Origin of the sequence: Microbacterium sp. MRS-1 (assembly GCF_000585455.1) — a bacterium.
Lineage (GTDB): Bacteria > Actinomycetota > Actinomycetes > Actinomycetales > Microbacteriaceae > Microbacterium > Microbacterium laevaniformans.
The window spans coordinates 14372-39106 of the sequence record NZ_JAUF01000016.1 but is presented as its reverse complement, the minus strand read 5'-3'; the positions used below and the strand labels follow the sequence as shown (position 1 = coordinate 39106).

Genomic DNA, 24735 nt, shown 5'->3' with positions numbered 1-24735 from the left:
ATCCTGCCCGGAGGTCTTCGCCTACCTCACCCGTTCACAACCTCCCGGGGAAGTACACCTAGCGTGAGGGGCATGGGAAAGCACGGGTGATGGCGCCGAAGATGACGCCGAAGCAGCGTCTCGTCCTCGTGATCGCCATCCTGGGATCCTTCGTCGCTTTTCTCGACGGCACGATCGTCAACGTCGCGCTGCCGGCCATCGCCCGCGACCTGGGCGGCGGCCTGTCCACGCAGCAGTGGACGGTCGACGCGTATCTGGTCACCCTCGGCGCGCTCATCCTCGTCGCGGGCGCCGTGAGCGATGCTTTCGGCCGCATCCTCGTGCTGCGCATCGGCCTCATCGGCTTCGGCATCGCCTCGGTCGCCGTCGCCCTGTCCCCCTCCCCCGAGCTGCTCGTCGCGGCGCGCGCGGTGCAGGGCGCGGCGGGGGCATTCCTCGTCCCGAGCTCGCTCGCCCTCATCACCGCCACGATGCACGAACCGCTGCGCTCCCGCGCGATCGGCATCTGGACGGCATCCACCACCGCGGCCATGATCGTGGGCCCCCTGGTGGGCGGACTGATCGTCGACAACTCCTCGTGGCGATGGGCGTTCGGGATCAACCTCCTTCCCATCGTCGTCGCCCTGTGGCTGCTCACCCGACTCAACCACCGCGACGAGCGCCGCGCCGGCGCCCACGTCGATGTGCTCGGGGCGATCATGTGCACCCTCGGCCTCGGCGCGGCCGTCTTCGCCCTCATCGAGCAGCCGAACCTCGGCTGGGGGTCCCCGGCGATCTGGATGCCGGGGCTCGCCGGCCTCGTGCTGCTCGCCGGATTCGTCTGGCGACAACGCCAGGTCGCCGACCCGATCCTGCCGCTCGATCTCTTCCGCAGCCGCAACTTCTCCGCCGGCAACCTCTCGACTCTCTTCATCTATGCCGCCCTGTCGCTCAACGGCTTCGTGCTCGCGATCTATCTGCAACAGGGCGCGGGCCTCAGCGCCACCCTCGCCGGACTCGCGAGCCTGCCGACGACACTGCTCATGATCGCCCTGAGCGCACGCATCGGCGCTCTGGTCGGACGGTGGGGACCCCGGCTGTTCATGACCGCAGGCCCGCTGATCATGGCCGGCGGCGCCCTGCTCCTGCTTCTCGTCGCCGATGACTTCGACTACTGGTGGCAGGTGCTGCCGGGGATGATCGTGTTCGGTCTGGGACTCGCGCTCACGGTGTCGCCGCTGACGTCCACGATCCTCGGCGCGACCGACCCGCACCGCTCCGGCATCGCCTCGGCCGTCAACAACGCCGTCGCCCGCGTCGCGGGGCTCCTCCCGATCGCCGCGCTGGCGGTCATCACGGGCGGAACCCTCGATCTCGCCGGCTTCCACCGCGCGGCGATCACGACGGCCGCGCTCCTCGTCGTCGGCGGCCTCGTCGCGCTCGGCGGCATCCGCAACCCGACCTCCGCCGGGCGGACTCAGCCGGCCGCGGATCCTCCCGGCCCGTAGAGCGCTGCAATGCCGGGCGACCCGATGCCGCCCTCGTACGTCGGATGCTGCGGCCACCCTGGCGGCGAATCCTCCCACGCCTCCTGGCGCCCGTAAGGCAGCACATCGACGAGGCCGTGGAGGTGTCCGAGTTGCTCGGTGCCGCGCCCGTCGGTGTGCCACGTGCGGTACACCTTCTCGCCGTCGCGCAGGAACACGTTGACCGCGAACCCCGCGTCCGGCGGCGCCCCCATGTCGGCCCCGAACGGACTGTGCGCCGTCGAATACCAGTCCATGCGATTGCCGACCCGCTCCTTGTAGGCGAGCGCCTCACCGATGGGTCCCTGCGTCACGATGACGAACCGCGCGTCGTAGTCGTCGAGGAACTCCAGCCGCGTGAACTGGGCCGTCCAACTCGTACAGCCCGGACACTGCCACCGCTTCCCGTCCGTCCACATGTGGCTGTAGACGATCAACTGCCGCCTGTCGCCGAAGAGGTCGACGAGCCGCACGGGACCGTCGGGACCCTCGAGAACGTAGGCGGGCAGCTCGACCATCGGCAGGCGCCGCCGCTGGGCCGCGATCGCGTCGAGCTCGCGCGTGGCCGCCTTCTCGCGCACGCGCAGAGCGGCCAACTCGCGCCGCCAGGTGTCGAGGTCGACCACCGGAGGCAGGGCAGGGGCATCGTCCGTCATGCCGGCATCTTTCGCCCCTCGGACGCCGTCCGCAAGACCCCCCTGCACGCCGCCGTTTCGCACGGCTGCGGCCGGCGGTGGCCGCGGCATCCCCCGGCCTGTCAGACTGGGGCCATGAGCGTGATCGAGAACTCGAAACTGACCGTCGTCGGCGCGGGAGCGGTCGGATCCTCCGTGGCCTACGCGGCCCTCATCCGCGGCTCGGCCCGCCACGTCGCCCTTTACGACATCGCCGCGGAGAAGACCGAGGCCGAGGTTCTCGATCTGGCACACGGCGCCCAGTTCACCGGGTCGAGCGACATCATCGGCGGTGCCGACATCTCGGTCGCGAAGGGCTCGCACGTCGTGGTGATCACGGCGGGCGCCAAGCAGCGACCGGGGCAGACCCGTATCGAGCTGGCCGGCGTCAACGCCAACATCCTCAAGTCGATGATGCCGCAGCTGCTCGACGTCGCCCCCGATGCCACGTTCGTCATCGTCACGAACCCGTGCGATGTGCTGACGGTGCTCGCGCAAGAGGCCACCGGCCTGCCCTACGAGCGGATCTTCGCGTCCGGCACCGTGCTGGACACCTCGCGCCTGCGCTGGAAGATCGCGCAGCGCGCGGGCGTCTCCATCTCCAGCGTGCACGCCTACATCGTGGGCGAGCACGGCGACACCGAGTTCCCGCTGTGGTCGCACGCGACCATCGGCACCGTCCCGATCCTGGAGTGGCAGCCCCTCGACGGTCAGCCGCCGTTCACGGTCGAGGAGCTCGACCAGATCGCCGTCGACGTGCGCGACGCCGCCTACAAGGTCATCCAGGGCAAGGGTGCGACCAACTACGCGATCGGCCTGTCCAGCGCCCGCATCGTCGAGGCGATCCTCGACGATGAACACGCCGTCATGCCGGTCTCGGCCGTGCTCGACGACTTCCACGGCGTGAGCGGTGTCGCCCTGTCCGTCCCGGCGGTCGTCTCGGCCGCCGGCGCCGTGCCGATCCGCGAGACGTCGTTCTCCGGCCACGAGCTCGGCCTGTTCCGTCGCTCGGCCGATGCCCTCCGCGAGGTCGCCGACTCGCTGCGCTGATCTCTCGCCGGCCACGGGGTGGCCGGCGCTACTGTCGGATGCCGCGACTAGCCTGAACGCATGGCATCAAAGCGCACCGCGACCACGAGCGCGTACCGCTGCACCGAGTGCGGCTGGACGAGCGCGAAGTGGGTCGGGCGATGCGGGGAGTGCCAGCAGTGGGGAACGGTGGTCGAGGCCGTGTCGTCGACACCGATGCATGCGGTGACGCCGCTCGCGCCGACGCGTGCGGCGCGCCCCATCACCTCGATCGACACGCGTGAGACGCCGAGGCGGACCACCGGCGTCGGCGAGTTCGACCGCGTGCTGGGCGGGGGCCTCGTGCCCGGTGCGGCCATCCTGCTGTCCGGCGAGCCCGGCGTCGGGAAGTCGACATTGCTGCTCGAGGTCGCCGCACAGACCGCCCGCGCCGGTCGGCGCGTGCTGTACGTGAGCGCCGAGGAGTCGCTCGGACAGGTGCGCCTGCGCGCCGAGCGCACCAGCGCCCTCCACGACGAGCTCTACCTCGCGAGCGAAACCGACCTCGCCACGATCCTGGGCCATGTCGACGACACTCGTCCCGAGCTGCTGATCGTCGACTCCGTCCAGACGGTCGGCTCCAGCCTCGTCGACGGAGCGCCGGGGCATCCCAGCCAGGTGCGCGAGGTCGCGTCGACGCTCATCCGCGTGGCGAAGGAGCGTGATCTTCCGGTCATCATCGTCGGCCATGTCACGAAGGACGGGCAGGTCGCGGGGCCGCGGGTGCTGGAGCACCTGGTCGACGTCGTCTGCCACTTCGAGGGTGACCGGCAGACCGCGCTGCGCTTCGTCCGCGCCCTCAAGAACCGGTTCGGTGCCACCGATGAGGTCGGCTGCTTCGAGCAGACGAGTCGCGGCATCGCCGAGGTGCCCGACCCCAGCGCCCTCTTCCTCGGCCACGGATCACGCGAACCGGGCACCTGCGTGACCATCGCGATGGAGGGACGACGCGCACTTCCGGTCGAGGTGCAGGCGCTCACGCTGCCCGGTTCGGGCCCGAACCCACGGCGCATCGTCAGCGGCGTCGACGGCGCACGCGTGGCGATGGTGCTTGCGGTGCTCGAGAAGCGCGCCGGAATCCGGGTATCCGACCAGGACGTCTACGTCTCCACCGTGGGCGGCGTGCGTCTCATCGAGCCGGCCGCCGACCTCGCCATCGCCCTCGCCGTCGCGAGCGCGGTCACGGGGCGGGCCACTCCGAAGGGTTTGGTCGCCATCGGTGAGCTGAGCCTGGCCGGCGAAGTGCGAGCCGTCACTGCTCACGAGCAGCGCCGCAACGAGGCAAACCGGGTCGGCTATCGGTCCGTCATCGACACGGCATCCCGCGACCTGCGCGGCGCCCTGCGCGACCTCGCACGACACCATCCGAACGAGCCGAGCGACCGCCCCGACTTCTGAGCACGCCGCCCGTCAGGCCTCGAGAACGAGGGCGGCCAGCAGATCCGCCGGCGAGGCCTGCATCGCGTGCGGTCCGGCGATGTCGAAGAAGACGGTGGTGATCTCGGGTTCGTGAGCGGTGAGGAAGCTGCGTAGCCACGCAGGCGAGTGCAGCGCCACCGCGGGGGGAAGAGCTGCGGGCTTGTTCGCCGCATCGCTGAACAGCAGCAGCGCGACATCGCCGGTGTTCGAGTCGCGGTACGTCCAGACCTCGCCGGTGTCACGAGGGTCGTCGCGCTGACCGGGGCGCATGAGCGGTACCACCGTCGGGCCGTGACGCAGGGCGAAGGCCAGGGCTGCCATGTCCTGCGTCTGCAGGGCGTCGGCAAGTTGCGTGTTGCGGAACTCGAGCGGGGGCTTCGCGCGCTTCTTTCCGGCCATCCCTCCAGCATACGAGGCGCCTCCCGCACCGCGTCGACGCGCTGACCGCACCCGGCGTGACGGACCCGCGCAGAAAAGGGGGGCCCTCTCGATCCCCACATTGGGGGCTGGGAGAATCGAGAGGGCCTGGGCTCATCGGGCGATCTGCCGAATGCCGGTCTTGGGGGTGACACGACGACCGCCGTTGGGGGCGACGGTGGCTCGCCACGAGAGCTACGAACAAGGCTAACCGCGCCCGTGAGGCGGCGGCTGGTTCTCAGGTGAGAAATCTCTCAGAGTTAGAGATATATCACTGCCTAGATATCCCGAATGGCGATGATCGCGGGCTCAGCGCAGTTCGAACACCTTGGTATCCGCCGCCTGGATGCCGCCGATCGACACCGAGAGGTGGTAGTAGCCCGGGGAGGCCTGCGGCCGCGACGACCCGCACGTGTCGACCGATGATCGCGTACGGTCCCACTGCAGCGGCGTCACGCTGGAGACGGTCTGACCCGCTGCCAGTTGAACGACCTGATCGCTGGACTCCGACTGGCAATCGGTCGAACGCCACCACGTGTCGGTGCCGCTGGTGATCACGAATGACTGCGTCGCGGTCCCCACGTTGATCAGGCACGCCGCGCCCGACGTGTTCGAGAGCGTGATCGACAGCTTGGGCAGTTCGCCCGCGCTGTACACGTCCTGATCCGTGACCGCCTGCACCGAGATGGCTGCCGTCGAGCAGGCCGCGACCGTGGGCGTCGTCGTCCCCGAGGTGTCAGGGGTGGGCTCGGGCGCTGCCGGCGGCGCTGAGGCATCGGCGGGGGCGGCGGATGCGGTCGGAGCGGATGCCGAGGCGAGGGGTGTCGTAGCCGACGGGCTCGATGCAGGCACGGCGGGCTGAGACGCGCGCCACGGCTGCCAGATCGCGAGGACGATCGCCGCGATGATGACGAGGACGATCAGCACGGCGACGAGCCGGCGCCACCGGTAGACGGCGGGGCTGGGGCGTCGCGAACGGCGCGTCGGGGTGCTCACTCCTCCAGGCTAGGCCGCGGTATCCCGGTCTCCTGCCGGGGCGCGCGGGGCTCAGAGGTTCTTCAGCATGCGCGTATTGCCGAGCGTGTTCGGTTTGACGTGCGCGAGGTCGAGGAACTCCGCGACACCCTCGTCGGGGCTGCGCAGCAGCTGCGAGTACACGTCGGGGTCGACGACCTGTTCGCCGATGGGCGCGAAACCGCGACGACGGAAGAAGTCGACCTCGAAGGTGAGACAGAACAGCCGCGACAGACCGAGGTCGATCGCGCGGTCCTCCAGCTGCGTCACGATCGCCCCGCCGACACCGTGATGCAGCCAGTCCTCCGCGACGATGAGCGTGCGGATCTCGCCCAGGTCCTCCCACATCACGTGCAGGGCGCCGCAGCCGATGAGCTCGCCGTCCTGCTCGGCGACGACGAACTCCTGCACCGATTCGTACAGGGTGACGATCTCCTTGCCGAGCAGGATCCGCCGCTGCACCCACGGCTCGAGAAGGGCGAGGATGCCGCGGACATCCGAGGTCCGCGCGGGCCGGACGACGGGGCGGGCCGGGCTGGTGCCTTCGGTGGGGTCGGCAAGGGTCACCGACCCACTGTATTGCCCCCTACGCTGGAGCCGGGAAGGACTTCGCCGTGAGTGTGTTGCGCGACTATGCCGCGACGGTGTCGCAGCCGACGCTGCCCTTGTCGCCGTCGGCCGAGGCGGTTCGCTACGACGAGTTCGTGGATGCCGACGGCTCGCTGCGCCCCGGATGGAAGGCGCTGGCGGCGCACGCCTTGAGCCTCACGGGCGAGGATCTGCAGCGCGTCGACGGCGAGATCGCGCGTTTTCTCGCGGACGACGGCGTCTCGTACCTGCGCGGCGACTCCGGACCGCAGCCATGGCAGCTCGACCCGGTGCCGTTCGTGTTCGACGCGGCCGGCTGGTCGCCGTTGGAGGTCGGGCTCGCGCAGCGGGCCGAGTTGCTGAACGCGCTGCTCGTCGACCTGTACGGACCGCAGAATCTGATGCGCGAAGGGATTGTGCCGTCGGCCGTCGTCTTCGGCCACTCCGGTTTCACTCGCCCGTTGGCCCGCGCGAGCGCCGTCGACCCTCATCCGCTGCTGCTGGCGGCGACCGATCTCGGGCGCGACGCCGAGGGCGAATGGCACGTCCTCGCCGATCGCGTGCAGGCACCGTCGGGTCTGGGCTTCGCCGCGGAGAATCGCCGGGTGATCTCGCAGGTGCTGCCCGACCTGTTCCAGGAGGAGAACCTCCACCGCATCGACCCGTATTTCTCAGCACTGCGGGCGGCGCTGCTGTCGTCGGTGGCCGCAGAGATCGACGACCCGCGAGTCGTGATCCTCACTCCCGGCACGCTGAGCGAGACGGCGTTCGACCAGGCGTTCCTGGCGAGCGCGCTCGGTTTCCCCCTCGTGCAGGGCAGCGACCTCGTCGTCCGCGACGGGTTCGTCTGGATGAAACCCGCCGGCTGGCCCCGCACCCGCCCCACCGACCGCATCGACGTCATCATCCGGAGAGTGGATGCCGCGTGGTGCGACCCCCTGGAGCTGCGCGGCGACTCGCGGCTGGGCGTGGCCGGACTCAGCGAAGCCGTGCGCCGCGGTCATGTACGCCTGGTGAACGGCCTCGGTGCCGGCGTGCTGGAGAATCCGGGGTTGCTCCCCTACCTTCCGGCGGCGTGCGAGTACCTGCTCGGCGAGCAGCTGCGCATCCCCTCGGTGCCGACCGTGTGGTGCGGCGAGCCGGAGGCGCGGGACAGCGTCCTGTCGCGCCTGCGCACAGGCGATCGCGGTCTCATCGTGCGCACGATCGACGAACCGCGCAAGGCGTTCAGCGAGATCTCCGCCGACGAGCTGATCGCGCGGATCGCGTCGGCGCCGCACCGTTTCGTCGGGCAGGATCTGCTGCCGCTCTCGCAGACGCCGGTCTGGTCGAGCGCCGACGATCTCGGCGCGCGCATCGACGCACTGCCCCTGACGCTCCGCGCGTTCGCGTTGCGGTACGGCTCGGCGTACCGCCCGCTCGTCGGGGGTCTGGCGACCGTGCGCGAGAGCCCCGACGCTCTGCCGCGGACGAAGGACGTGTGGGTGCTGAAGGCGTCGGAGGACGACCCCGACCAGAACCTGACCGAGATCGCACCCGCGCCCACGGCCCGCAGCATCCCGCCGCTGGCTCCCCGCGCGCACGCCGACATGTTCTGGACCGGCCGCTACGCGGAGCGCGCGGAAGATCTGCTCCGGCTGCTGTTGACGGCGCAGACCGAGCTCGACCAGCCCCGCGCCTATGTGGCGGGCCGACTGGCCGAGAGCCCCCGTGTGCTGTTGGACGTGCTCGGGCGCCTGGCGGGCATGCGTTCGCTCGACCCCGAGGCGGAGTTCCGATCGCTGCTGCTGGACGTGCGCCGCCCCGGCTCTGCCGCGCACGCGATCGCGCGCCTGCGCGAGGCGATGGAAGGCGTCCGCGACCAGCTCTCCGGTGACACCTGGCGGGTTTTCGCGACGATCGATCGCGCCACCCGCGCGCTGCGCGGCTCCGCGCACCCGCACCGCACGGCAGAGTCGGGGGGCCGGATGCTGTCGGCCATGCTGTCGCTGTATGGCATCACGGCGAACATGATCCGCGACACCGGCTGGCACATGATCGAAGCGGGCCGCTTCCTCGAGCGCGGGCTTCAGCTGTCCGAACTGCTGGCGACGGGTCTCGCCGAGCGCCATGCGCCCCGCGCCGAGCGGAGCGTCTTGGAGGCGGTGCTCCTGGCCGCCGAGAGCGTCGTGACGCACCGCCGGCGCTACCGCGGATCGATGCGGGCCGCCGACGTGCTCGATCTCCTGTTGCTCGATCACAGCAACCCCCGCTCGCTTGCGTTCGCTCTCGCACGTCTGCGCGAGCATCTGGCCGCCATGCCGGCATCCACGGGGTCGACCCGTGCGGAGCGACTGCTCGATCACCTCGAGACGGAGCTCGCGGCCATCGATGTCGCCGCGCTGGATGCCGTCGAGAACGGTCGACGCGATGCACTCGTCGAGTTCTTGGCCGGCGTGACGGCGCAGCTCGAACAGCTCTCGGATGCCGTCACCCATCTCCACTTCGAGAGCGGGCCGTCGGCCGTCGCGATGACCGAGCTGTCCCTCGTCGAGTTGATGGAGGCGCGCGCGTGAGGCGTTACCGTGTCTGGCACCGCACCGCCTACACCTACGGCAAGCCCGTGCAGGACAGCGTCGGCCAGTTCCATCTCGTGCCCCGCGGCCTACCGTGGCAGGAGGTCACCGAAGCGAGCGTCCAGGTCGACCCGGCGCCGGGCGACATCGCGCCCGACACCGACGCGTTCGGCAACGCGGCCACCTACTTCCACCTCACCGACCCGCACGAGGCGCTGACGATCACCGCGTCGAGCGTGGTCGCCGTCGAGGCGCCCGCGTACGACGCCGATGCGCTCGCGCGCCCGTGGGAGCAGGCTCGCCCGATGCTCAACACGCATCTGCCCGAGGCGTGGCGGGCCGTCGAGTACGCCCTGGAGTCGCCGCGGGTGCGCCACGAGCCGGAGGCCGCGGCGTACGGTGCCGTGTCGCTCACGCCCGGTCGACCCATCGGTGAGGCCGCGACGGATCTCATGCAGCGGATTTACCGCGACTTCGACTACGACAAGACGGCGACCACCGTCACCAGCACGGTGGGCGATGCGATGCGCGCGCGGGCGGGGGTCTGTCAGGACTTCGCGCACGTGGCGCTCGCGTGCCTGCGCTCGCACGGGGTCGCCGCCCGCTACGTCTCGGGCTACCTGGCGACGCAGCCGCCGCCCGGCAAGGAGCGGGTGTTCGGCGCCGACGCGTCGCATGCGTGGCTCGCCGTGTGGCTGCCCGGCAGCGACCAGTGGCTGGCGATCGACCCGACGAACGACCAGTGGGCGAACGACCGCTACGTGACGGTGGCGTGGGGTCGCGACTATGGGGACGTCGCGCCGGTGCGCGGCATCATCTTCACCAAGGCGAAGAACTCGACGCTGCGCGTCTCGGTCGACGTGGCTCCGCTCGATGCGGCGGCGACCGCTGCGTCACTTCCTCCCGCGGCGACAGGAACCGCATGAGCGCCCCCGCCAGAGACATACGACCCGTCATCGGCCTCACGACCTACCTCGAGCGCGCCCAGCAGGGCGTCTGGGATGTGCGGGCGGCCTTCCTGCCCCAGGTGTACCTCGACGCGATCACGGCGGTCGGCGGCGCGGGCGTGCTGCTGCCCCCGCAGCCTGATCCGGATGCCGCCGCGGACGCCGTGCTCGACGGCCTCGACGCACTGGTGCTCACCGGGGGCCTCGACGTCGATCCCGCCCTCTACGGCGCCGAACCCCATCCGGAGACCGACGAGCCCCGCACCGACCGCGATGCCTGGGAGTTGGCGTTGCTGGCCGGCGCACGTCGTCGCGGCATCCCCGTGCTCGGCATCTGCCGCGGACTGCAGCTGGCGAACGTCGCCGCCGGCGGCACCCTGCATCAGCACCTGCCGGATGCGCTCGGCACCGGCCGCTACCAGCTCGGTGGGGGCGTGTTCGCGACGAACACCGCGAGCGCCGAGGACGGCACACGGCTGGCGGCCATCGTCGGCGCCGGCGACCTGTCGGTGCGCAGCTACCACCACCAGGGCATCGACCGGGTGGGGGATGGTCTCGTCGTCAGCGCCCGCAGCGACGACGGCCTCCCGCAGGCGATCGAAACCACCGACGGCCCGTGGTTCCTCGCGGTGCAGTGGCACCCCGAAGAGGATGCCGCCGACCGACGCCTGTTCGCGGCGCTCGTCGCCGAAGCCCGCCGCTTCCACGCCACGCGGTAAGCGTTCCGACACGCACCGCACGGTCAACGACCGGAGCAGCGCACCCCGGTCGTTGAGCGAGGCGCGCAGCGCCGAGTCGAAACGCGCCGCGCCGCTGCGCGGACGCCGAAGGGGCGGATGCCGCAGCATCCGCCCCTTCGTGTGGTTCTTCGACCGGGTCAGCTCCCGGCGACGATGTCCGGGGTGGCCTCGATCGCGCCGGCCGCACCGACACCGACCGCGACCTTCTCGCCGCGCGGACCGTGCTCGAACAGGAAGGTCCCGTTCTCGGCATCCACCTTCACGTGGTCACCGGGGTTGAGCTCGCCGTGCAGGATCCGCTCGGACAGCTGATCCTCGACCTCGCGCTGCATGGCGCGGCGCAGGGGGCGGGCACCGAGGGTCGGGTCGAACCCGATCTCGATGAGGCGGTCCTTGGCGGCGTCGGTGAGCTCGACCGTCATGTCACGGTCGAGCAGACGCTCGCTCAACCGCTTGGTGAACAGACCGACGATCTGGCGGAGCTCCTGCTTGTTGAGCTGCGGGAAGACGATGACGTCATCGACGCGGTTGAGGAACTCCGGCTTGAAGTGACGCTTCAGCTCCTCGTCGACCTTGCCCTTCATCCGCTCGTAGGTCGTCTGCGAGTTGCCTTCGACCTGGAACCCGACCGGGCCGCCGGCGATGGCCGACGATCCGAGGTTGGTGGTCATGATGATGACCGTGTTCTTGAAGTCGACGACACGGCCCTGACCGTCGGTCAGGCGACCCTCTTCGAGGATCTGCAGCAGCGAGTTGAAGATGTCCGGGTGAGCCTTCTCGATCTCGTCGAAGAGCACCACAGAGAAGGGCTTGCGCCGCACCTTCTCGGTGAGCTGGCCGCCCTCTTCGAAGCCGACGAACCCCGGAGGGGCACCGAACAGCCGCGAGACGGTGTGCTTCTCGCCGAACTCGCTCATGTCGAGCGAGATCAGCGCACCCTCGTCATCGAACAGGAACTCGGCGAGCGCCTTGGCCAGCTCGGTCTTTCCGACGCCCGTGGGACCGGCGAAGATGAACGAGCCGCTGGGGCGCTTCGGGTCCTTCAGCCCGGCGCGCTGACGGCGGATCGTGCGGCTGAGCGCGGCGATCGCCTCCTCCTGGCCGATGACACGCTGGTGCAGCGCCTTCTCCATGAAGACGAGACGGCTGGTCTCCTCCTCCGTGAGCTTGAAGACCGGGATGCCGGTGGCCTGTGCGAGCACCTCGGCGATCAGACCCTCGTTGACCACCGCGTGGCTGGCGACGTCACCGCTGCGCCACTGCTTCTCGAGGCGCAGGCGCTCGGCGAGCAGCGACTTCTCCTCGTCGCGGAGAGCGGCGGCCTTCTCGAAGTCCTGCTCCTCGCTGGCGGCCTCCTTGTCCTCACGGACCTTGGCGATCTTCTCGTCGAACTCGCGCAGCTCGGGCGGGCTCGAAAGGATCGACAGACGCAGGCGCGCGCCGGCCTCGTCGATCAGGTCGATCGCCTTGTCGGGCAGGAAACGGTCGCTGATGTAGCGGTCGGCGAGGTTCGCCGCCGCGACGATGGCGCCGTCGGTGATCTGCACCTTGTGGTGCGCCTCGTAGCGGTCGCGCAGCCCCTTGAGGATGTTGATCGCGTGGGGCAGGCTCGGCTCGGCGACCTGGATCGGCTGGAAGCGGCGCTCGAGCGCGGCATCCTTCTCGAAGTGCTTGCGGTACTCGTCGAGGGTCGTGGCGCCGATCGTCTGCAGCTCGCCGCGCGCGAGGAGGGGCTTCAGGATCGAGGCCGCGTCGATCGCGCCCTCGGCGGCGCCCGCACCCACCAGGGTGTGGATCTCGTCGATGAAGACGATGATGTCGCCGCGCGTGCGGATCTCCTTGGTGACCTTCTTCAGGCGCTCCTCGAAGTCACCGCGGTAGCGGGAGCCGGCGATGAGCGAGCCGAGGTCGAGCGAGTAGACCTGCTTGTCCTTCAGTGTCTCGGGGACGTCGTTCTTCACGATCGCCTGGGCGAGACCCTCGACGACGGCGGTCTTGCCGACGCCGGGCTCGCCGATGAGGACCGGGTTGTTCTTCGAGCGGCGCGACAGGATCTGCATGACGCGCTCGATCTCCTTCTCGCGCCCGATGACGGGGTCGAGCTTGTTGTCGCGCGCGGCCTGCGTGAGGTTGCGGCCGAACTGGTCGAGCACTGCCGAGCCGCCCTGGGCGGCCTGCTGGTTCTGCTCGCCCGCGCCGGCGGCGACACCCGCGGGCTCCTTGCCCTGGTAGCCGCTGAGCAGCTGGATGACCTGCTGGCGCACCTTGTTGAGGTCGGCGCCGAGCTTGACCAGCACCTGTGCGGCGACGCCCTCGCCCTCGCGGATGAGACCGAGCAGGATGTGCTCGGTGCCGATGTAGTTGTGGCCGAGCTGCAGCGCCTCGCGCAGGCTCAGCTCCAGCACCTTCTTCGCACGGGGCGTGAAGGGGATGTGGCCGGTCGGCTGCTGCTGACCCTGGCCGATGATGTCCTGGACCTGCTCGCGGACGGCGTCCAGCGAGATCCCCAGGCTCTCGAGCGCCTTGGCGGCGACGCCCTCGCCCTCATGGATGAGACCGAGCAGGATGTGCTCGGTGCCGATGTAGTTGTGGTTGAGCATCTTCGCCTCTTCTTGGGCGAGAACGACCACACGACGGGCACGGTCCGTGAATCTCTCGAACATTCGTCGACACTCCTCCGGCGCACGTCTTCTGGTGCGCTTACGTCGAGGGTAACGATCAGCGAATGCCGGTATGCCCGTGTTCGCCGTCGGCGCACCGCCCCGGCATCCGCTCGACGCGGGGCCGACCTGCCACCCTGCTCGTGCGCGCCCGCTCAGCGGCGCACCGCGGGTTCAGTTGGCGCGTACGCCGGGACTCGCCCGCCGGTTTCCGGCGCGAGCGCCAACCGAAGCACGCGCCGGGCCGCGGGCTACTGCAGCGCAGAGGTGAGGCGGGCCAGGTTGTCGAGCACCGTGGAGCGCAGCGGTTGCTGCTGCCACTCTTCGAGCGTCAGCTCGCGGCTCAGCGCCCGATATTCGTCTTCGACGGCGCGCAGCTGCGAGACGAAGTCCTCGCCCCGCACGAGGAGGGAGATCTCGAGGTTCAGACCGAAACTGCGCATGTCCATGTTGCTCGAGCCGACCACCGCGACCTCGTCGTCGATCGACATCGACTTGGAGTGCAGGATGAACGGCTTCTTGTACATCCAGATCTTCACCCCGCCGCGCAGCAGCGCCTCGTAGTAGCTGCGCTGCGCGTGGTACACCATCGCCTGATCGCCCTCTTCGGACACGAACAGCTCGACGTGCACGCCGCGCTGGCAGGCGGTCTGGATGGCGAGCAGCAGCCCCTCGTCGGGGACGAAGTACGGCGAGACGATGATGATCTTCTCGCGCGCGGAGAACAGCAGCGTCATGAACAGCTTCAGGTTGTTCTGGAACTCGAACCCGGGGCCGGAGGGGATCACCTGGCAGTCGAGGTCACCGCTGCCGGTGTGCACCTGGAACAGCTCGATGCCCTCGACGATCTCGTCGGTCTCGCTGTACCAGTCGCTGAGGAAGACGGCGTTGACCGATGCCACGACCGGCCCCTCCAGACGCGCCATCATGTCCACCCAATGAAGTCCCCGCTTGATGTTCTTGCGCAGGTTGTACGTGGAGTCGGTCACGTTCTGCGAACCCATGAACGCGGTGTGGCCGTCGACGACGAGCAGCTTGCGGTGGTTGCGCAGATCGGGACGCTGGTACTTCCCGCGCAGCGGCTGCACCGGCAGCATCAGCTGCCACGTCGCTCCCATCGCATCGAGTCGCCGGCACGTCTGCGCGTAGAACGGCTTGCCACGGTTGGCCCAGTGATCCAGCAGCACCCGCACGACGACGCCGCGCTTCACGGCATCCTCGAGGGCATCGAAGAATCCGGCCGTGGTGTCGTCGCACTGCAGGATGTAGAACTCGGCGTGCACGTACGTGGTCGCCTGACGGATCGCCGCCGCCATCTCGTCGATGCTGTCTTGATAGCCGGAGATGATGGTCGCGGCGTTCTCGCCCGACAGCGGCATCGCCCCGAGGTTGCGGTTGAGGCGGACGAGCTGTGCGAACCACTGCGGTGGATCGGGGCGCAGGGTGCCCAGGTCGAGCCCGTGACTCGTCGTGCGGATGTAGTCGTTGATCTGCTGCTGCTTCTTGCGGCGCTTGCGAGGCAGCCGAGGATTGCCGATCAGCAGGAACAGCAGCACACCGATGATCGGGATGAAGTAGATCGCCAGCAGCCAGGCCATCGCGGCCGTCGGGCGGCGGTTGCGAGGCACGATGATGATCGCCAGGATGCGCACGGTGACGTCGGTGACGAAGACCAGGATCACCCAGGCGAGCGCCCATCCGGTCTGATCCACGTCGCTCTCCCCGCTGTCGGACTCCGCTCAGCGTATCGAGAACGGGCGACTCAGGTGGCGCGAGGCGCGTCGGGGCCCGCCGTGTCGGCAGCGCCGACGGGCGGCAAGCCACGCTTGGCGCGTTCTTCGTTCTCGATGCGCGCGTAGACCCGACGCTCCGAGCGATCCATCCGGATGATGGCGCGCAGCACGAACACGAACAGTCCCAGCACGACGACGGTCGGCAGGAGCGACCAGGCGACGGCGGTCCAGTACGAGTCCATGGCTCCATGCTACGCCGCTGCGTGCGGGCTCCTCCCCAGAAGCGAGTGGGTCGCGGGTTGTCCACGACGGCGCCGCCGCCGCGCAGCTCCCGCGCCCGCACGCGCAGACTCTCGGCATGTCCACGATCGTCCGCGCCGCCGATGCGGCACAGTTCCTCTCCGTTCTTCCGCACCTGCTCGGCTGCACGCCGCGCGACAGCGTCGTGGTCGTGCCCTTGTCGCAGGGACGCACGCTCGGCGTGATGCGGGTCGACCTTCCGTCCGAGACCGCGGCGGCCGGCGCCGCCGCCAGCATCATCGGCATGGCCTGTCGAATCGTCGACGTCGAGGCGGTGGTACTGGTCGTCTACACGGATGCCGAGATCAGCGACGATCCGTCGCCAGGTCTCCCCCACCCCGCGGTCATCGCCGCCCTCCGGACGCGCGCCGACGAGTGCGGGCTGCCGGTCGCGGAGGTCTTCGTCGTCGCCGCGAACGGCTGGGGATCGGCGCTGTCGAATCGGCTGCCGCCCGGCGGCCACGACCGCGCGCGCATCGCCCCGCGCGACGATCTGCCGCCCGAAGCCGTGGACGGCCCACCCGCGGTGGACCAGGCGGCCGGCGCACAGTTGCCGATACCCGGCGCTGCGCGTCGGCGCGCCGTCGGACAGGCGCTGCGGTCGCTGGACGCGGCACTCGAGACCATCTGCGGCATCCCGCGGGTGAGTGGGGCCACGCCCGATCGCATCGACCCGGCGGCGCTGGAGGCCGCGTGCGCGCTCGACGACCTCCCGGCGCTGTTCGAGCGCGCACTGTCGTGGAACCCGGATGATCTGGCTCCCATGGATGCCGCGTCGATCGGCTGGTGCCTCGCCCGCGCAGGGCTGCGCGACGTCGCGCTCGTGCAGTGGGCCAGTGACGTCGACGGCGGAGATGCGGCCATGGAGGCCCAGCGGCGCTGGGAGGACGGCGAGCTGTATCCGAGCGATCTCGCCGAGGTGATGTGGGGCGACGGCCCGCGACCCGATGCCGAGCGTCTCGACGCGGCGCTGCGCCTGGCGCGCAACGTCGCCGCCCTCATGCCGAAGAAGCGCCGGGCGGGCGCTCTGGCGGTGTGCGGTTGGATTGCCTGGGCGCGTGGACGCTCCACCCACGCCGACGCCTACGTCCGCCAGGCACTCCACGCCGACCCCCGGCACGGCCTGGCCGAGATCGTCGGGTCGTTCGTCGCCGCCGGACACCTGCCCGACTGGGCGTTCCGTGCGCGGTAGAGATCAGGCCGGCGCCTGGTCGAGCTCACCGAAACCGTCGTCGACGAGCCGACGAACCGTTTCGACGGCGGCAGCGGCATCCGGTCCGCTCGCGCTGATGCGCACGGTGGCGCCGCCCCCGGCTCCCAGCGCGAGCAGCCCGATCATGCTGCGGGCGGATGCCGGGCCGGCACCAGTCGTCAGGTTCGCGATCGAGACGTCCGCATCGAAGGCGCCGACGGCCTTGACGACGAGGGCCGCCGGCCGCGAGTGCAAGCCCATCGGATTGCGCAGCACCGCCTCGGCGGACGCGTCCCCCGCCGCGGCGTCAGCGGCGGCCGTGGAGGCCGCCCCGGGCGTCGGAGCGTCCATGGATGCCGCGGGGGCGTGCGCCTGCTTGGCCGCCAGCGCGGACGAGACCTCCGTCGCGACCTCGTCGAGACCGCCGCCCGTCGCCGCACGCACGAGTCCGGCGGTGATGCCCTCCACGAACGGGCCGTCGCTGATCCGCACGGGGACGGCGCTCGTCCGCAGGTCGAGGGCGAGCTCCGAGCTGAGCACCGCGGAGCCGAGGTCGGTGATGATCAGCACGCCGTCGGTGTCGGCGAGCGCGTCGATGGCGTCCGCGATGGCCGCCGCATCCGTGCCGAAGCCACCGTCTGCCCCCGAGGCGATCCGCACGGGCGGCGCCTCGCCATGGATCATCTGCATCGCCAGGTCGACGGCAGCCTCGGCCAGAGCCTCACTGTGTGAGACGACGACGAACCCGATCACGCGGCTTCCTCGGCAGCGGCATCCGCGAAGGCTCGCAGCAGCAACGCTGTCGACGCCGACCCCGGGTCCACGTGACCGACGCTGCGCTCACCCAGATAGGAGGCGCGACCCTTCCGCGCCACGAGCGGCTCGGTGTCTGCGCTGCCCTGCTCGGCGGCGTCAGCCGCTGCCGCTGCCGCGTCGGCGAGCGTTCTCCCGCTCGACAGTGCCGTGTCGAGAGCCTCCAGCGCCGGGCCGAACGCGTCGATCATGGTTTTGTCACCCGACTGGGCATGTCCTCGGGCGACGACCGCGGCGACGCCGGCCGACAGCGCGTGCGCCCACTCCGCGGCCGACATCGATGCTCCGGCGGGCGCGTTCTTGCCCATGTCGAGGAACAGGGTGCCGTAGAGCGATCCGCTCGCCCCACCGACTTTGCTGACGAGAGTCATGCCGACGGCCTTGAAGAACTCCGGCACCGTCTGCGGCGGGGTGGCATCGAGCTTCGCCACGATCGCCGTGAAGCCGCGGAGCATGTTCGTGCCGTGGTCGGCGTCGCCGATCGCAGAATCGAGCGCGGTGAGGCGGTCGGCCTCCGTCGTCAGGCGGGCGTCGCTGAGACGCACCCACCGATCGAGAACCTCGAGCGTCACGGTGTCGGTCGTCGCGGCATCCGTCATCTCAGCGTCCCCACCGCAGAGCGCTCGTCTCGACGGGAGCATCCCACAGGCGCAGCACCTCGTCGTCGGCGCGCAGAAGAGTGAGCGAGCAGCCCGCCATGTCGAGGCTCGTGACGTAGTCGCCGACGAGGCTGCGGGCGACCGTGACCCCCTTCGCGGCGAGCGCGTCGGCGATGTCGGCGTACATCACGTACAGCTCGATCAGCGGGGTGCCGCCGAGTCCGGTCAGCAGTGCGATCACCGGAGCGCCGGTGAAGTCCAGATCGGCGGTGATCGCCTCGACGAGCTCGGCGGCGATGTCGTGCGCGGGAGCGAGCGGCACGCGCGTGCGGCCCGGCTCGCCGTGGATGCCGACTCCCATCTCCATCTCGTCGTCCGGCAGATCGAAGCTGGGGTGGCCCACGGCGGGAACGGTGCAGCTGGTGAGTGCCACACCCATCGAGCGCCCGTGAGAGGCGACGTGCTCGGCGACCGCCTTGACCTCGGCGAGGCTCTTGCCCTCCGCCGCCGCTGCACCCGCGATCTTCTCGACGAGCAGGGTCGTGCCGACACCGCGACGCCCGGCCGTCCACGTCGAGTCCTTCACCGCGACGTCGTCGGCGACGATCACCGACTCCGAGGCGATGCCCTCGTCGGCGGCCAGTTCGGCCGCCATCTCGAAGTTGAGCACGTCGCCCGTGTAGTTCTTGACGATGAAGAGCACGCCCGCACCCGAATCGACGGCCTGGGCCGCAGCCAGCATCTGATCGGGCGTCGGCGAGGTGAACACCTCGCCCGCGCACGCGGCATCGAGCATGCCCGCGCCGACGAAGCCGCTGTGCAGGGGCTCGTGTCCCGAACCGCCGCCGGAGATCAACGCGACACGACCCTCACGGGCAGCGTTGCTGATGACCACGCGATTCTCGTGGTCGACGGTGAGCTCGGGGTGGGCCGCCGCGACGCCGCGCAGGGCATCGGCGAGCACCGATTCAGCCGAGTTGATGAGCTTCTTCATGCGCGGGTCTCCTCTTCACTGAGTTGTCGCAGGTGTTTCTCGCCGGCGTTGTTCGACGGCCTCGTCGCGGGGGTGGCTTTTCGACATCATCGACTGCGATTCGTCTATGTCGAATATCTGCCCCATTTGCGCCGGTGTCAAGAGGTAGTGTGACGTCAACCGTCCGCGCGCGAAAGGTCTCGGGATGATCCAGTCCATCGACCGCGCCGCGCGCATCCTCTCCCTGCTGCAGGGTGCGCGGCGCCTCGGCATCAGCGAGCTCGCCGTCGCCCTCGACCTGCCGCCGTCGACGGTGCACGGCCTCGTGAAGTCGCTGCAGGAACACGGTCTGGTGATTCAGGAGGCGCGCGGCAGCCGCTACGCCCTCGGCCCGGCGCTGCTCACCCTCTCGAGCGTGTACCTCGACACCCTCGACGTGCGGGCACGGTCGCTGCGGCGCATGCACGACCTGTCGCATCGCACCGGACTCGCCTGTCGGCTGGGTGTCGCGCACAACACGGACGTCCTCGTCATCCACCACGATCGCCGACCCGACGGCACCGAGCAGATGCCCGAGACGGGGATCACCCTCCCGGCCCACGCCTCCGCCCTCGGAAAGGTGCTGCTCGCCTACGACGACGACTTCCGCACGGAGGTGCTCGCTCACCCCCTGGCCGACCTGACCGGCGACACGGTCACCGACGCGGCCGCGCTGCAGGAGCAGCTGATCGTCGTCCGAGACCGCGCGCTGGCGACCGAGGACGAAGAGGCCGTCATCGGCGACGCCTCCGTCGCCGTTCCGGTCACGGGTGAGGACGGGACGGTGGTCGCAGCTCTCGGGGTCGTGTTCCCCGCCCCGGCATCCGCACTCGATGCCGCCGTGCTCAAGGAGCTGCGCGACGCGGCGCAGGCGATCTCCCGCGACCTCGGCGCCCCGGGCTGGCCACCGCGAGCGCGCTCGGCGGTCTGATCAGCACCACCGGTCGTTGAGCGAGCGCAGCGAGTAGAAACGCCCCGACCGGTTACTTCACCAGCGGGAAGAGGATCGTCTCGCGGATGCCGAGTCCGGTGATCGCCATGAGCAGTCGGTCGATGCCCATTCCCATGCCGCCGGTCGGGGGCATGCCGTGCTCGAGCGCGCGCAGGAACTCCTCGTCGACGCGCATCGCCTCATCGTCACCACGGGCCGCGAGCTTCGCCTGCTCGACGAAGCGCTCCCGCTGGATGACGGGGTCGACGAGCTCGGAGTACCCCGTGGCCAGCTCGAAGCCGCGCACGTACAGGTCCCACTTCTCCACCACACCCGCGACGGTGCGGTGCTCCCGGACGAGGGGCGAGGTGTCGAGCGGGAAGTCCATGACGAAGGTCGGCCGCTCCAGCCCCCCCTTCACGAAGTGCTCCCAGAGCTCTTCGACGTACTTGCCGTGCGTCGCGACCTTCTCGGGAACCTCCACGCCCACCGACGCGGCGAGCGCCTTCAGCTCGTCGAGCGGGGTCTCCGGGGTGATCGTCGTGCCCGCGGCATCCGAGAGGGACGCGTACATCGAAATGCGATCCCACTGTCCGCCGAGATCGAACGCCGTGCCGTCGGCCCACGTGACCGTCGTCGAGCCGGCCACGGCGATCGCCGCGTTCTGGATGAGCTCCTGGGTGAGATCGGCGATGCCGTTGTAGTCGGTGTACGACTGGTAGGCCTCGAGCATCGCGAACTCGGGGCTGTGGGTGGAGTCGGCGCCCTCGTTGCGGAAGTTGCGGTTGATCTCGAAGACGCGGTCGATGCCGCCCACGACAGCGCGCTTGAGGAACAGCTCCGGCGCGATGCGCAGGTACAGCTCGGCGTCGAACGCGTTGGAGTGCGTCACGAAGGGTCGCGCCGCCGCGCCGCCGTGCTGCACCTGGAGCATGGGGGTCTCGACCTCGAGGAAGCCGTGGTCGGTGAAGGTCTGACGCAGCGACGCGTTCACCTTCGCGCGTGCGATGACCGTCTCCCGCGCCTGGTCGCGCGCGATGAGATCGAGGAAGCGCGAGCGCACCCGGCTCTCCTCGCTCAGCTCGCTGTAGAGGTTGGGCAGCGGCAGCAGCGCCTTGGCCGCGATCACCCAGTCGGTGACCATGATCGACAGCTCGCCGCGGCGGCTGGAGATGACCTGGCCCGTCACCGAGACGTGGTCGCCGAGGTCGACGAGGTCCTTCCACGCCTGCAGCGAGTCTTCGCCCACCTCGGCGAGCGAGACCATCGCCTGGATACGGCTGCCGTCGCCGGCCTGCAGCGAGGCGAAGCAGAGCTTGCCGGTGTTGCGGCTGAACACGACGCGTCCGGCGACCGACGCGGTCGCACCGGTCTCGGCGCCCGCTTCGAGGTCGGTGTATCGCGCACGCAGAGCGGCGATGGTGTCAGTGACCGGCACGGCGACCGGGTAGGCGCCGCCCGCGGCATCCGTCCGCTCGGCGAGCAGCCGCTCGCGCTTGGCGAGACGCACGGCCTTCTGCTCGTGCACATCGGCGAGGTCCGCTCCCTCGGCATCAGGGGCGGCCGGGACGGGCGTGGACGCGGCGTTCGGCGTCTGAGTCATGGTGCGGGGCTCCTCGGAATCGACGTTCCAGTCTATCGAGGCGCGCCCGCGCGCCTTCCGGCGCACCGCGACCCGCGCGGTCAGCCGCCGAGGACGTCGTCGATCAGCGGCGACCCGTCCTGCAGCGCCCGGTCGACGGCCGAGTGCACGAGCGTCGACAGGTAGCGTCCGGGCTCCTCGATGCCCGCCGAGCGCAGCAGCGACGTCGATTGCCGCACGACGGATGCCGAGAACGCCGTCGCCGTCGCGATGGCCTCGCCGTACGCGGCGCGGTCGGCTTCGGCGACGACGACGGGCTCGCAGCCCAGCTCGACGGCGAGCGCCTGCGCGATCGGCAGCACCGCGGCCGGCGCCGTCACCGCCGCGAACGCGTCCTGCAGCTGGCGCAGATCCATCGAGCTGCCGGTGAAGGTGACCGCCGGGTGCACCGCGAGCGGAATCGCCCCGCGGCGTGCCGCAGGAGCGAGCACATCGGTCCCCCACGCGGGATCGGTGTGCAAGACGAGTTGCCCGATCTGCCAGCGATCGAGTTCGGCCAGACCGGCGACCAGGCTCGGCAGTTCGTCGTGCGGAACGGCGATCACCACGAGCTCGCTGCGGCGCACGATCTCGTCGGCGTCGAGCACGGGAACCCCGGGCAGAATCGCTTCGACGCGGTCGCGGTCGGAGCCGGCCGTGATGCCGACGAGGGCGTGTCCGGCGCCGGCCAGGGCCGCCCCGATGACGGGCCCGACGCGTCCGGCGCCGATGATCCCCACTCCCAGCCTGCTCGCGCCGCTCATGCGCGTCCTTCCTCTTCGTCGATGGTCGCGATCGTCGTCGGTGTCGGGTCGGCCGGCGGCGCGGCATCCCACCGGTGTGAACGATCGCTCGCGGCGGCCGCGATCACCGCTCTCGCGGCCCGCTGCCACACCGCGACGGCGGCGTCGCGGTCGAGTGCCCCGACCGCGCCCGGCACCTGCCCGGCGACGGTGTGCCCGGTGAGGGTCGCCGCCTTCTGCGAGCGGCCGATCGGGCCCTGAGACAGCGCCACCGACTGCAGGCGCGCGAGCGGGAGGATCACGAGCGAGCGCCAGATGAGTCCGCGGCGAAGCAGGATCGCGTCGGGGGTGAGCAGCACACCGTTGCGACGCCACGACAGCGGCCGCAACCACCACGCGCGCCGCGGGGTCGTCACGTACGGGTCGCTCTCGTCGTGCGGGCCGAGCAGGCCGTGCACGACCAGTTCCTGCCACTGCGCGGCCGAGATCCCGGGAAGGAACAGGCGGAGCACCCGCTCGACGTCGTCGCGGGTGCCGACGGGCAGCACGTCCGCGAACTGCTGCGACTGCGCGTCATTGGCCGAGCGCCCCGAGAGCCGGTTGACCCGGATCGACCACCAGCCGCAGCCGCGCCAGAGCAGCGGCTGACGGATCTCGAAAGCGTGCACGCGTCCCGGCGGCAACGTCTCGGTGATGGTCGTGAACAGTCCGAAGGTGATGCGCACCCCTGAGGGCGTGGGGGCGATCGAGTAGCGCAGGGCGCGGGTGATGGTGCGGAACCAGTAGGCCGCGAACCCCAGCGCGGCCGGCACCAGGGTGAACAGCACCCAGGGCGTGCCCACGACGGCGCCGACGATGAGGGCGGCGACGACGACCAGCAGCCACAGCGTCGACCCCGACAGCAGCCGTGAGCCGATGAGCCTCCCTGGCGGGATGTGCACGACGGAAGCCGGTTCGGCCACGGGCTGTTCGGCGCCATCGATCAGCCCGGTGAGCGCCGCGCTGACGGTGGCGACGGCGGCCCGCCCGCGGGGCACGGATCCCGCGGCATCCGAGGCTCGCGCGAGCTGGCGGCCGGAGGCGAGGCGAAGGATGTCGGCGCGCACGGCCTCGGCGTTGGTGGTCGAGAGGTATTCGAGCTTGACGTTGCTGTCGAGTCCCGCGCCGACGACCTCGAGCTTGGCCGCGCCCAGGAGCCGCGCGACCATCGGGCGAGTCAGGTTGACGCCCTGCACCCGATCCAGCGGCGCGCGGCGGTGGGTGCGGAAGAGGATGCCGCTTCGCACCTCGACGTCGTCGCCGGTGATGCGGAACGTGTGGAAGCGCCACGACAGCCAGAAGCCGCCCAACAGGAGCAGCAGCACGGCCAGCACCGCCAGCAGCGCGAGCAGGATGAGGTTGTTGCTGACGACGTAGTCGACGGGGTCGGCCTCGTAGCGTTCCAGGTCGGCGACGGCAGGGAAAAGCCAGCCGATGATGCGGTCGCGCAGGTTCGTGATGACGATGCCGAGCACGACCACGAGGAACAGCCCGCCGCGCAGCACGGGGGTGAGAGGGTGCAGTCGATGCCACTCGCCGTCGCTGAGCGGCGAGCGCACGTCGGCGACGGCGGCGGGATCGGTCACAGGCCGGTCCGTCGTGTCTCTGCCACCGCGATCAGCGTGTCGCGCAGCAGCTCGGCGGCCGACTGCTGAAGACCCGGGATCACGACGCCGGTGGTCGCCGCAGCGGTCACGAGCTTGAGCTGGGCAATGCCGAAGACGCGGTCGAGAGGCCCGTGGGTGATGTCGACGAGCTGCATGCGCCCGTAGGGGACGGCGACCATGCGCTGCCAGAGGATGCCGCGGCGGAACACGAGGTCGTCCTCGCGCAGCTGGTAGCCGTAGGCGCGGGCCTGGCGCGGGAGGATCACGAGCGTCCAGACCGTCACGACGGTGACGACGCCCGCCGGGATCCACACCCAGCCGAGCCGCAGCAGGAGCGCACCGACGAGCGCCGCGGCGATGACGAGCACGAGGAAGGCGATCGTCGAGATCAGCCGCACCCAGACGTAGTTGCGCGAGAGCTGATGCCAGGTGCCGTCGCCCAGCGGCAGCCGCTTCGTGCTGCGCGGCTCGAGGATGCGGTCGTAGGTGGCCTCGTCGAGCACGCCTTCACCCCCGGTCGTCGAGCGAGCGACGGGAGTCGACACGCCGTCCGCCAGC

At 70.3% G+C, this 24735-nt stretch carries 22 protein-coding genes; 8 read left to right on the top strand and 14 right to left on the bottom strand.

Features of this window, described 5'->3' with window-relative positions; genetic code table 11:
• The first annotated feature begins 89 nt into the window (after nt 1–89).
• The gene (locus tag AS96_RS04310) at nt 90–1487 is read left to right on the top strand and encodes an MFS transporter (RefSeq protein ID WP_036286033.1); all 1398 of its coding nucleotides are present in this window, start codon (nt 90–92) and stop codon (nt 1485–1487) included.
• Here the strand turns inward: AS96_RS04310 and AS96_RS04305 are convergent.
• Nucleotides 1457–2161 carry a DUF899 domain-containing protein gene (locus AS96_RS04305; protein ID WP_036286031.1) on the bottom strand — a complete coding sequence of 235 codons (705 nt, stop codon included), beginning with the start codon at nt 2159–2161 and terminating at the stop codon, nt 1457–1459. The two genes, AS96_RS04310 and AS96_RS04305, sit on opposite strands and share 31 nt — an antisense overlap.
• 114 nt (nt 2162–2275) lie before the next feature.
• On the opposite strand from AS96_RS04305, the gene AS96_RS04300 reads away from it, so the two are divergent.
• Both AS96_RS04300 and radA read left to right on the top strand, forming a co-directional pair.
• A complete protein-coding gene (locus AS96_RS04300; RefSeq protein ID WP_036286029.1) occupies nt 2276–3229 on the top strand; it encodes an L-lactate dehydrogenase in 954 nt (317 codons plus the stop codon).
• 60 nt (nt 3230–3289) lie between these two features.
• Complete coding sequence (gene radA, locus AS96_RS04295) at nt 3290–4645, top strand: DNA repair protein RadA (protein WP_036286027.1); 1356 nt, start codon at nt 3290–3292, stop codon at nt 4643–4645.
• A 12-nt stretch (nt 4646–4657) separates the two neighbouring features.
• Here the strand turns inward: radA and AS96_RS04290 are convergent, their stop codons facing one another.
• The 3 genes from AS96_RS04290 to AS96_RS04280 form a co-directional block, all read right to left on the bottom strand.
• Nucleotides 4658–5065 (bottom strand): hypothetical protein, encoded by a 408-nt coding sequence (locus AS96_RS04290; RefSeq protein WP_036286025.1) that lies wholly within the window; start codon nt 5063–5065, stop codon nt 4658–4660.
• Nucleotides 5066–5392: 327 nt separating this feature from the next.
• Nucleotides 5393–6079, bottom strand: a complete 687-nt coding sequence (locus tag AS96_RS04285) for a hypothetical protein (RefSeq protein ID WP_231477101.1) — start codon at nt 6077–6079, stop codon at nt 5393–5395.
• A gap of 51 nt (nt 6080–6130) precedes the next feature.
• Nucleotides 6131–6664, bottom strand: coding sequence for an amino-acid N-acetyltransferase (locus tag AS96_RS04280; RefSeq protein ID WP_005050645.1), 534 nt, complete (start codon nt 6662–6664; stop codon nt 6131–6133).
• 47 nt (nt 6665–6711) lie between these two features.
• Between AS96_RS04280 and AS96_RS04275 the strand changes: the two genes are divergently transcribed.
• Genes AS96_RS04275 through AS96_RS04265 form a run of 3 tightly spaced genes read left to right on the top strand, consistent with a single transcriptional unit; the run spans nt 6712 to nt 10906 of the window.
• Nucleotides 6712–9240, top strand: a complete 2529-nt coding sequence (locus AS96_RS04275; RefSeq protein ID WP_036286023.1) for a circularly permuted type 2 ATP-grasp protein — start codon at nt 6712–6714, stop codon at nt 9238–9240.
• Nucleotides 9237–10166: a transglutaminase family protein gene (locus AS96_RS04270; RefSeq protein WP_036286021.1), complete on the top strand. Its 930-nt coding sequence runs from the start codon at nt 9237–9239 to the stop codon at nt 10164–10166. The genes AS96_RS04275 and AS96_RS04270 overlap by 4 nt, the downstream gene beginning before the upstream one ends.
• Nucleotides 10163–10906: a gamma-glutamyl-gamma-aminobutyrate hydrolase family protein gene (locus tag AS96_RS04265; RefSeq protein ID WP_036286019.1), complete on the top strand. Its 744-nt coding sequence runs from the start codon at nt 10163–10165 to the stop codon at nt 10904–10906. The genes AS96_RS04270 and AS96_RS04265 overlap by 4 nt, the downstream gene beginning before the upstream one ends.
• Nucleotides 10907–11064: 158 nt before the next feature.
• Here the strand turns inward: AS96_RS04265 and AS96_RS04260 are convergent, their stop codons facing one another.
• From AS96_RS04260 to AS96_RS04250, 3 genes are all read right to left on the bottom strand, one after another.
• Nucleotides 11065–13590 (bottom strand): ATP-dependent Clp protease ATP-binding subunit, encoded by a 2526-nt coding sequence (locus AS96_RS04260; RefSeq protein ID WP_036286017.1) that lies wholly within the window; start codon nt 13588–13590, stop codon nt 11065–11067.
• Between the two features lie 248 nt (nt 13591–13838).
• Nucleotides 13839–15299 carry a cardiolipin synthase gene (cls, locus tag AS96_RS04255; RefSeq protein WP_036286015.1) on the bottom strand — a complete coding sequence of 487 codons (1461 nt, stop codon included), beginning with the start codon at nt 15297–15299 and terminating at the stop codon, nt 13839–13841.
• Nucleotides 15300–15349: 50 nt separating this feature from the next.
• Complete coding sequence (locus AS96_RS04250) at nt 15350–15562, bottom strand: hypothetical protein (RefSeq protein WP_036286013.1); 213 nt, start codon at nt 15560–15562, stop codon at nt 15350–15352.
• Nucleotides 15563–15678: 116 nt separating this feature from the next.
• On the opposite strand from AS96_RS04250, the gene AS96_RS04245 reads away from it, so the two are divergent.
• Nucleotides 15679–16812 (top strand): DUF4192 family protein, encoded by a 1134-nt coding sequence (locus AS96_RS04245; RefSeq protein WP_036286011.1) that lies wholly within the window; start codon nt 15679–15681, stop codon nt 16810–16812.
• 3 nt (nt 16813–16815) lie between these two features.
• Here AS96_RS04245 and AS96_RS04240 read toward each other — a convergent pair whose 3' ends face one another.
• The 3 genes from AS96_RS04240 to dhaK are packed head-to-tail and all read right to left on the bottom strand — an operon-like array spanning nt 16816 to nt 19218.
• Nucleotides 16816–17565, bottom strand: a complete 750-nt coding sequence (locus AS96_RS04240) for an HPr family phosphocarrier protein (protein ID WP_036286009.1) — start codon at nt 17563–17565, stop codon at nt 16816–16818.
• Complete coding sequence (gene dhaL, locus AS96_RS04235; RefSeq protein WP_036286007.1) at nt 17562–18224, bottom strand: dihydroxyacetone kinase subunit DhaL; 663 nt, start codon at nt 18222–18224, stop codon at nt 17562–17564. The genes AS96_RS04240 and dhaL overlap by 4 nt, the downstream gene beginning before the upstream one ends.
• A 1-nt stretch (nt 18225) precedes the next feature.
• Nucleotides 18226–19218, bottom strand: coding sequence for a dihydroxyacetone kinase subunit DhaK (gene dhaK / locus AS96_RS04230; RefSeq protein ID WP_036286005.1), 993 nt, complete (start codon nt 19216–19218; stop codon nt 18226–18228).
• A 184-nt stretch (nt 19219–19402) separates the two neighbouring features.
• On the opposite strand from dhaK, the gene AS96_RS04225 reads away from it, so the two are divergent.
• Nucleotides 19403–20167, top strand: a complete 765-nt coding sequence (locus AS96_RS04225; RefSeq protein ID WP_036286004.1) for an IclR family transcriptional regulator — start codon at nt 19403–19405, stop codon at nt 20165–20167.
• Between the two features lie 52 nt (nt 20168–20219).
• Here AS96_RS04225 and lysS read toward each other — a convergent pair whose 3' ends face one another.
• The 4 genes from lysS to AS96_RS04205 form a co-directional block, all read right to left on the bottom strand.
• A complete protein-coding gene (gene lysS, locus AS96_RS04220; protein WP_036286002.1) occupies nt 20220–21770 on the bottom strand; it encodes a lysine--tRNA ligase in 1551 nt (516 codons plus the stop codon).
• 80 nt (nt 21771–21850) lie between these two features.
• Nucleotides 21851–22552: a Rossmann-like and DUF2520 domain-containing protein gene (locus tag AS96_RS04215; RefSeq protein WP_036286000.1), complete on the bottom strand. Its 702-nt coding sequence runs from the start codon at nt 22550–22552 to the stop codon at nt 21851–21853.
• Entirely contained in the window at nt 22549–24156 is a 1608-nt protein-coding gene (locus AS96_RS04210) for a PH domain-containing protein (protein WP_036285998.1), read from the bottom strand. Before AS96_RS04210 ends, AS96_RS04215 begins: the two co-directional genes overlap by 4 nt.
• Entirely contained in the window at nt 24153–24722 is a 570-nt protein-coding gene (locus tag AS96_RS04205) for a PH domain-containing protein (protein WP_231477099.1), read from the bottom strand. Before AS96_RS04205 ends, AS96_RS04210 begins: the two co-directional genes overlap by 4 nt.
• Between the last annotated feature and the right edge of the window lie 13 nt (nt 24723–24735).

Bases quoted from the DNA above. Each gene is read 5' to 3' on its own strand.
- AS96_RS04310 (WP_036286033.1), top strand. From the start codon at position 90: ATGGCGCCGAAGATGACGCCGAAGCAGCGTCTCGTCCTCGTGATCGCC.
- AS96_RS04305 (WP_036286031.1), bottom strand. From the start codon at position 2,161: ATGACGGACGATGCCCCTGCCCTGCCTCCGGTGGTCGACCTCGACACC.
- AS96_RS04300 (WP_036286029.1), top strand. From the start codon at position 2,276: ATGAGCGTGATCGAGAACTCGAAACTGACCGTCGTCGGCGCGGGAGCG.
- radA (WP_036286027.1), top strand. From the start codon at position 3,290: ATGGCATCAAAGCGCACCGCGACCACGAGCGCGTACCGCTGCACCGAG.
- AS96_RS04290 (WP_036286025.1), bottom strand. From the start codon at position 5,065: ATGGCCGGAAAGAAGCGCGCGAAGCCCCCGCTCGAGTTCCGCAACACG.
- AS96_RS04265 (WP_036286019.1), top strand. From the start codon at position 10,163: ATGAGCGCCCCCGCCAGAGACATACGACCCGTCATCGGCCTCACGACC.
- AS96_RS04260 (WP_036286017.1), bottom strand. From the start codon at position 13,590: ATGTTCGAGAGATTCACGGACCGTGCCCGTCGTGTGGTCGTTCTCGCC.
- AS96_RS04250 (WP_036286013.1), bottom strand. From the start codon at position 15,562: ATGGACTCGTACTGGACCGCCGTCGCCTGGTCGCTCCTGCCGACCGTC.
- AS96_RS04245 (WP_036286011.1), top strand. From the start codon at position 15,679: ATGTCCACGATCGTCCGCGCCGCCGATGCGGCACAGTTCCTCTCCGTT.
- dhaL (WP_036286007.1), bottom strand. From the start codon at position 18,224: ATGACGGATGCCGCGACGACCGACACCGTGACGCTCGAGGTTCTCGAT.
- dhaK (WP_036286005.1), bottom strand. From the start codon at position 19,218: ATGAAGAAGCTCATCAACTCGGCTGAATCGGTGCTCGCCGATGCCCTG.
- AS96_RS04225 (WP_036286004.1), top strand. From the start codon at position 19,403: ATGATCCAGTCCATCGACCGCGCCGCGCGCATCCTCTCCCTGCTGCAG.
- lysS (WP_036286002.1), bottom strand. From the start codon at position 21,770: ATGACTCAGACGCCGAACGCCGCGTCCACGCCCGTCCCGGCCGCCCCT.
- AS96_RS04215 (WP_036286000.1), bottom strand. From the start codon at position 22,552: ATGAGCGGCGCGAGCAGGCTGGGAGTGGGGATCATCGGCGCCGGACGC.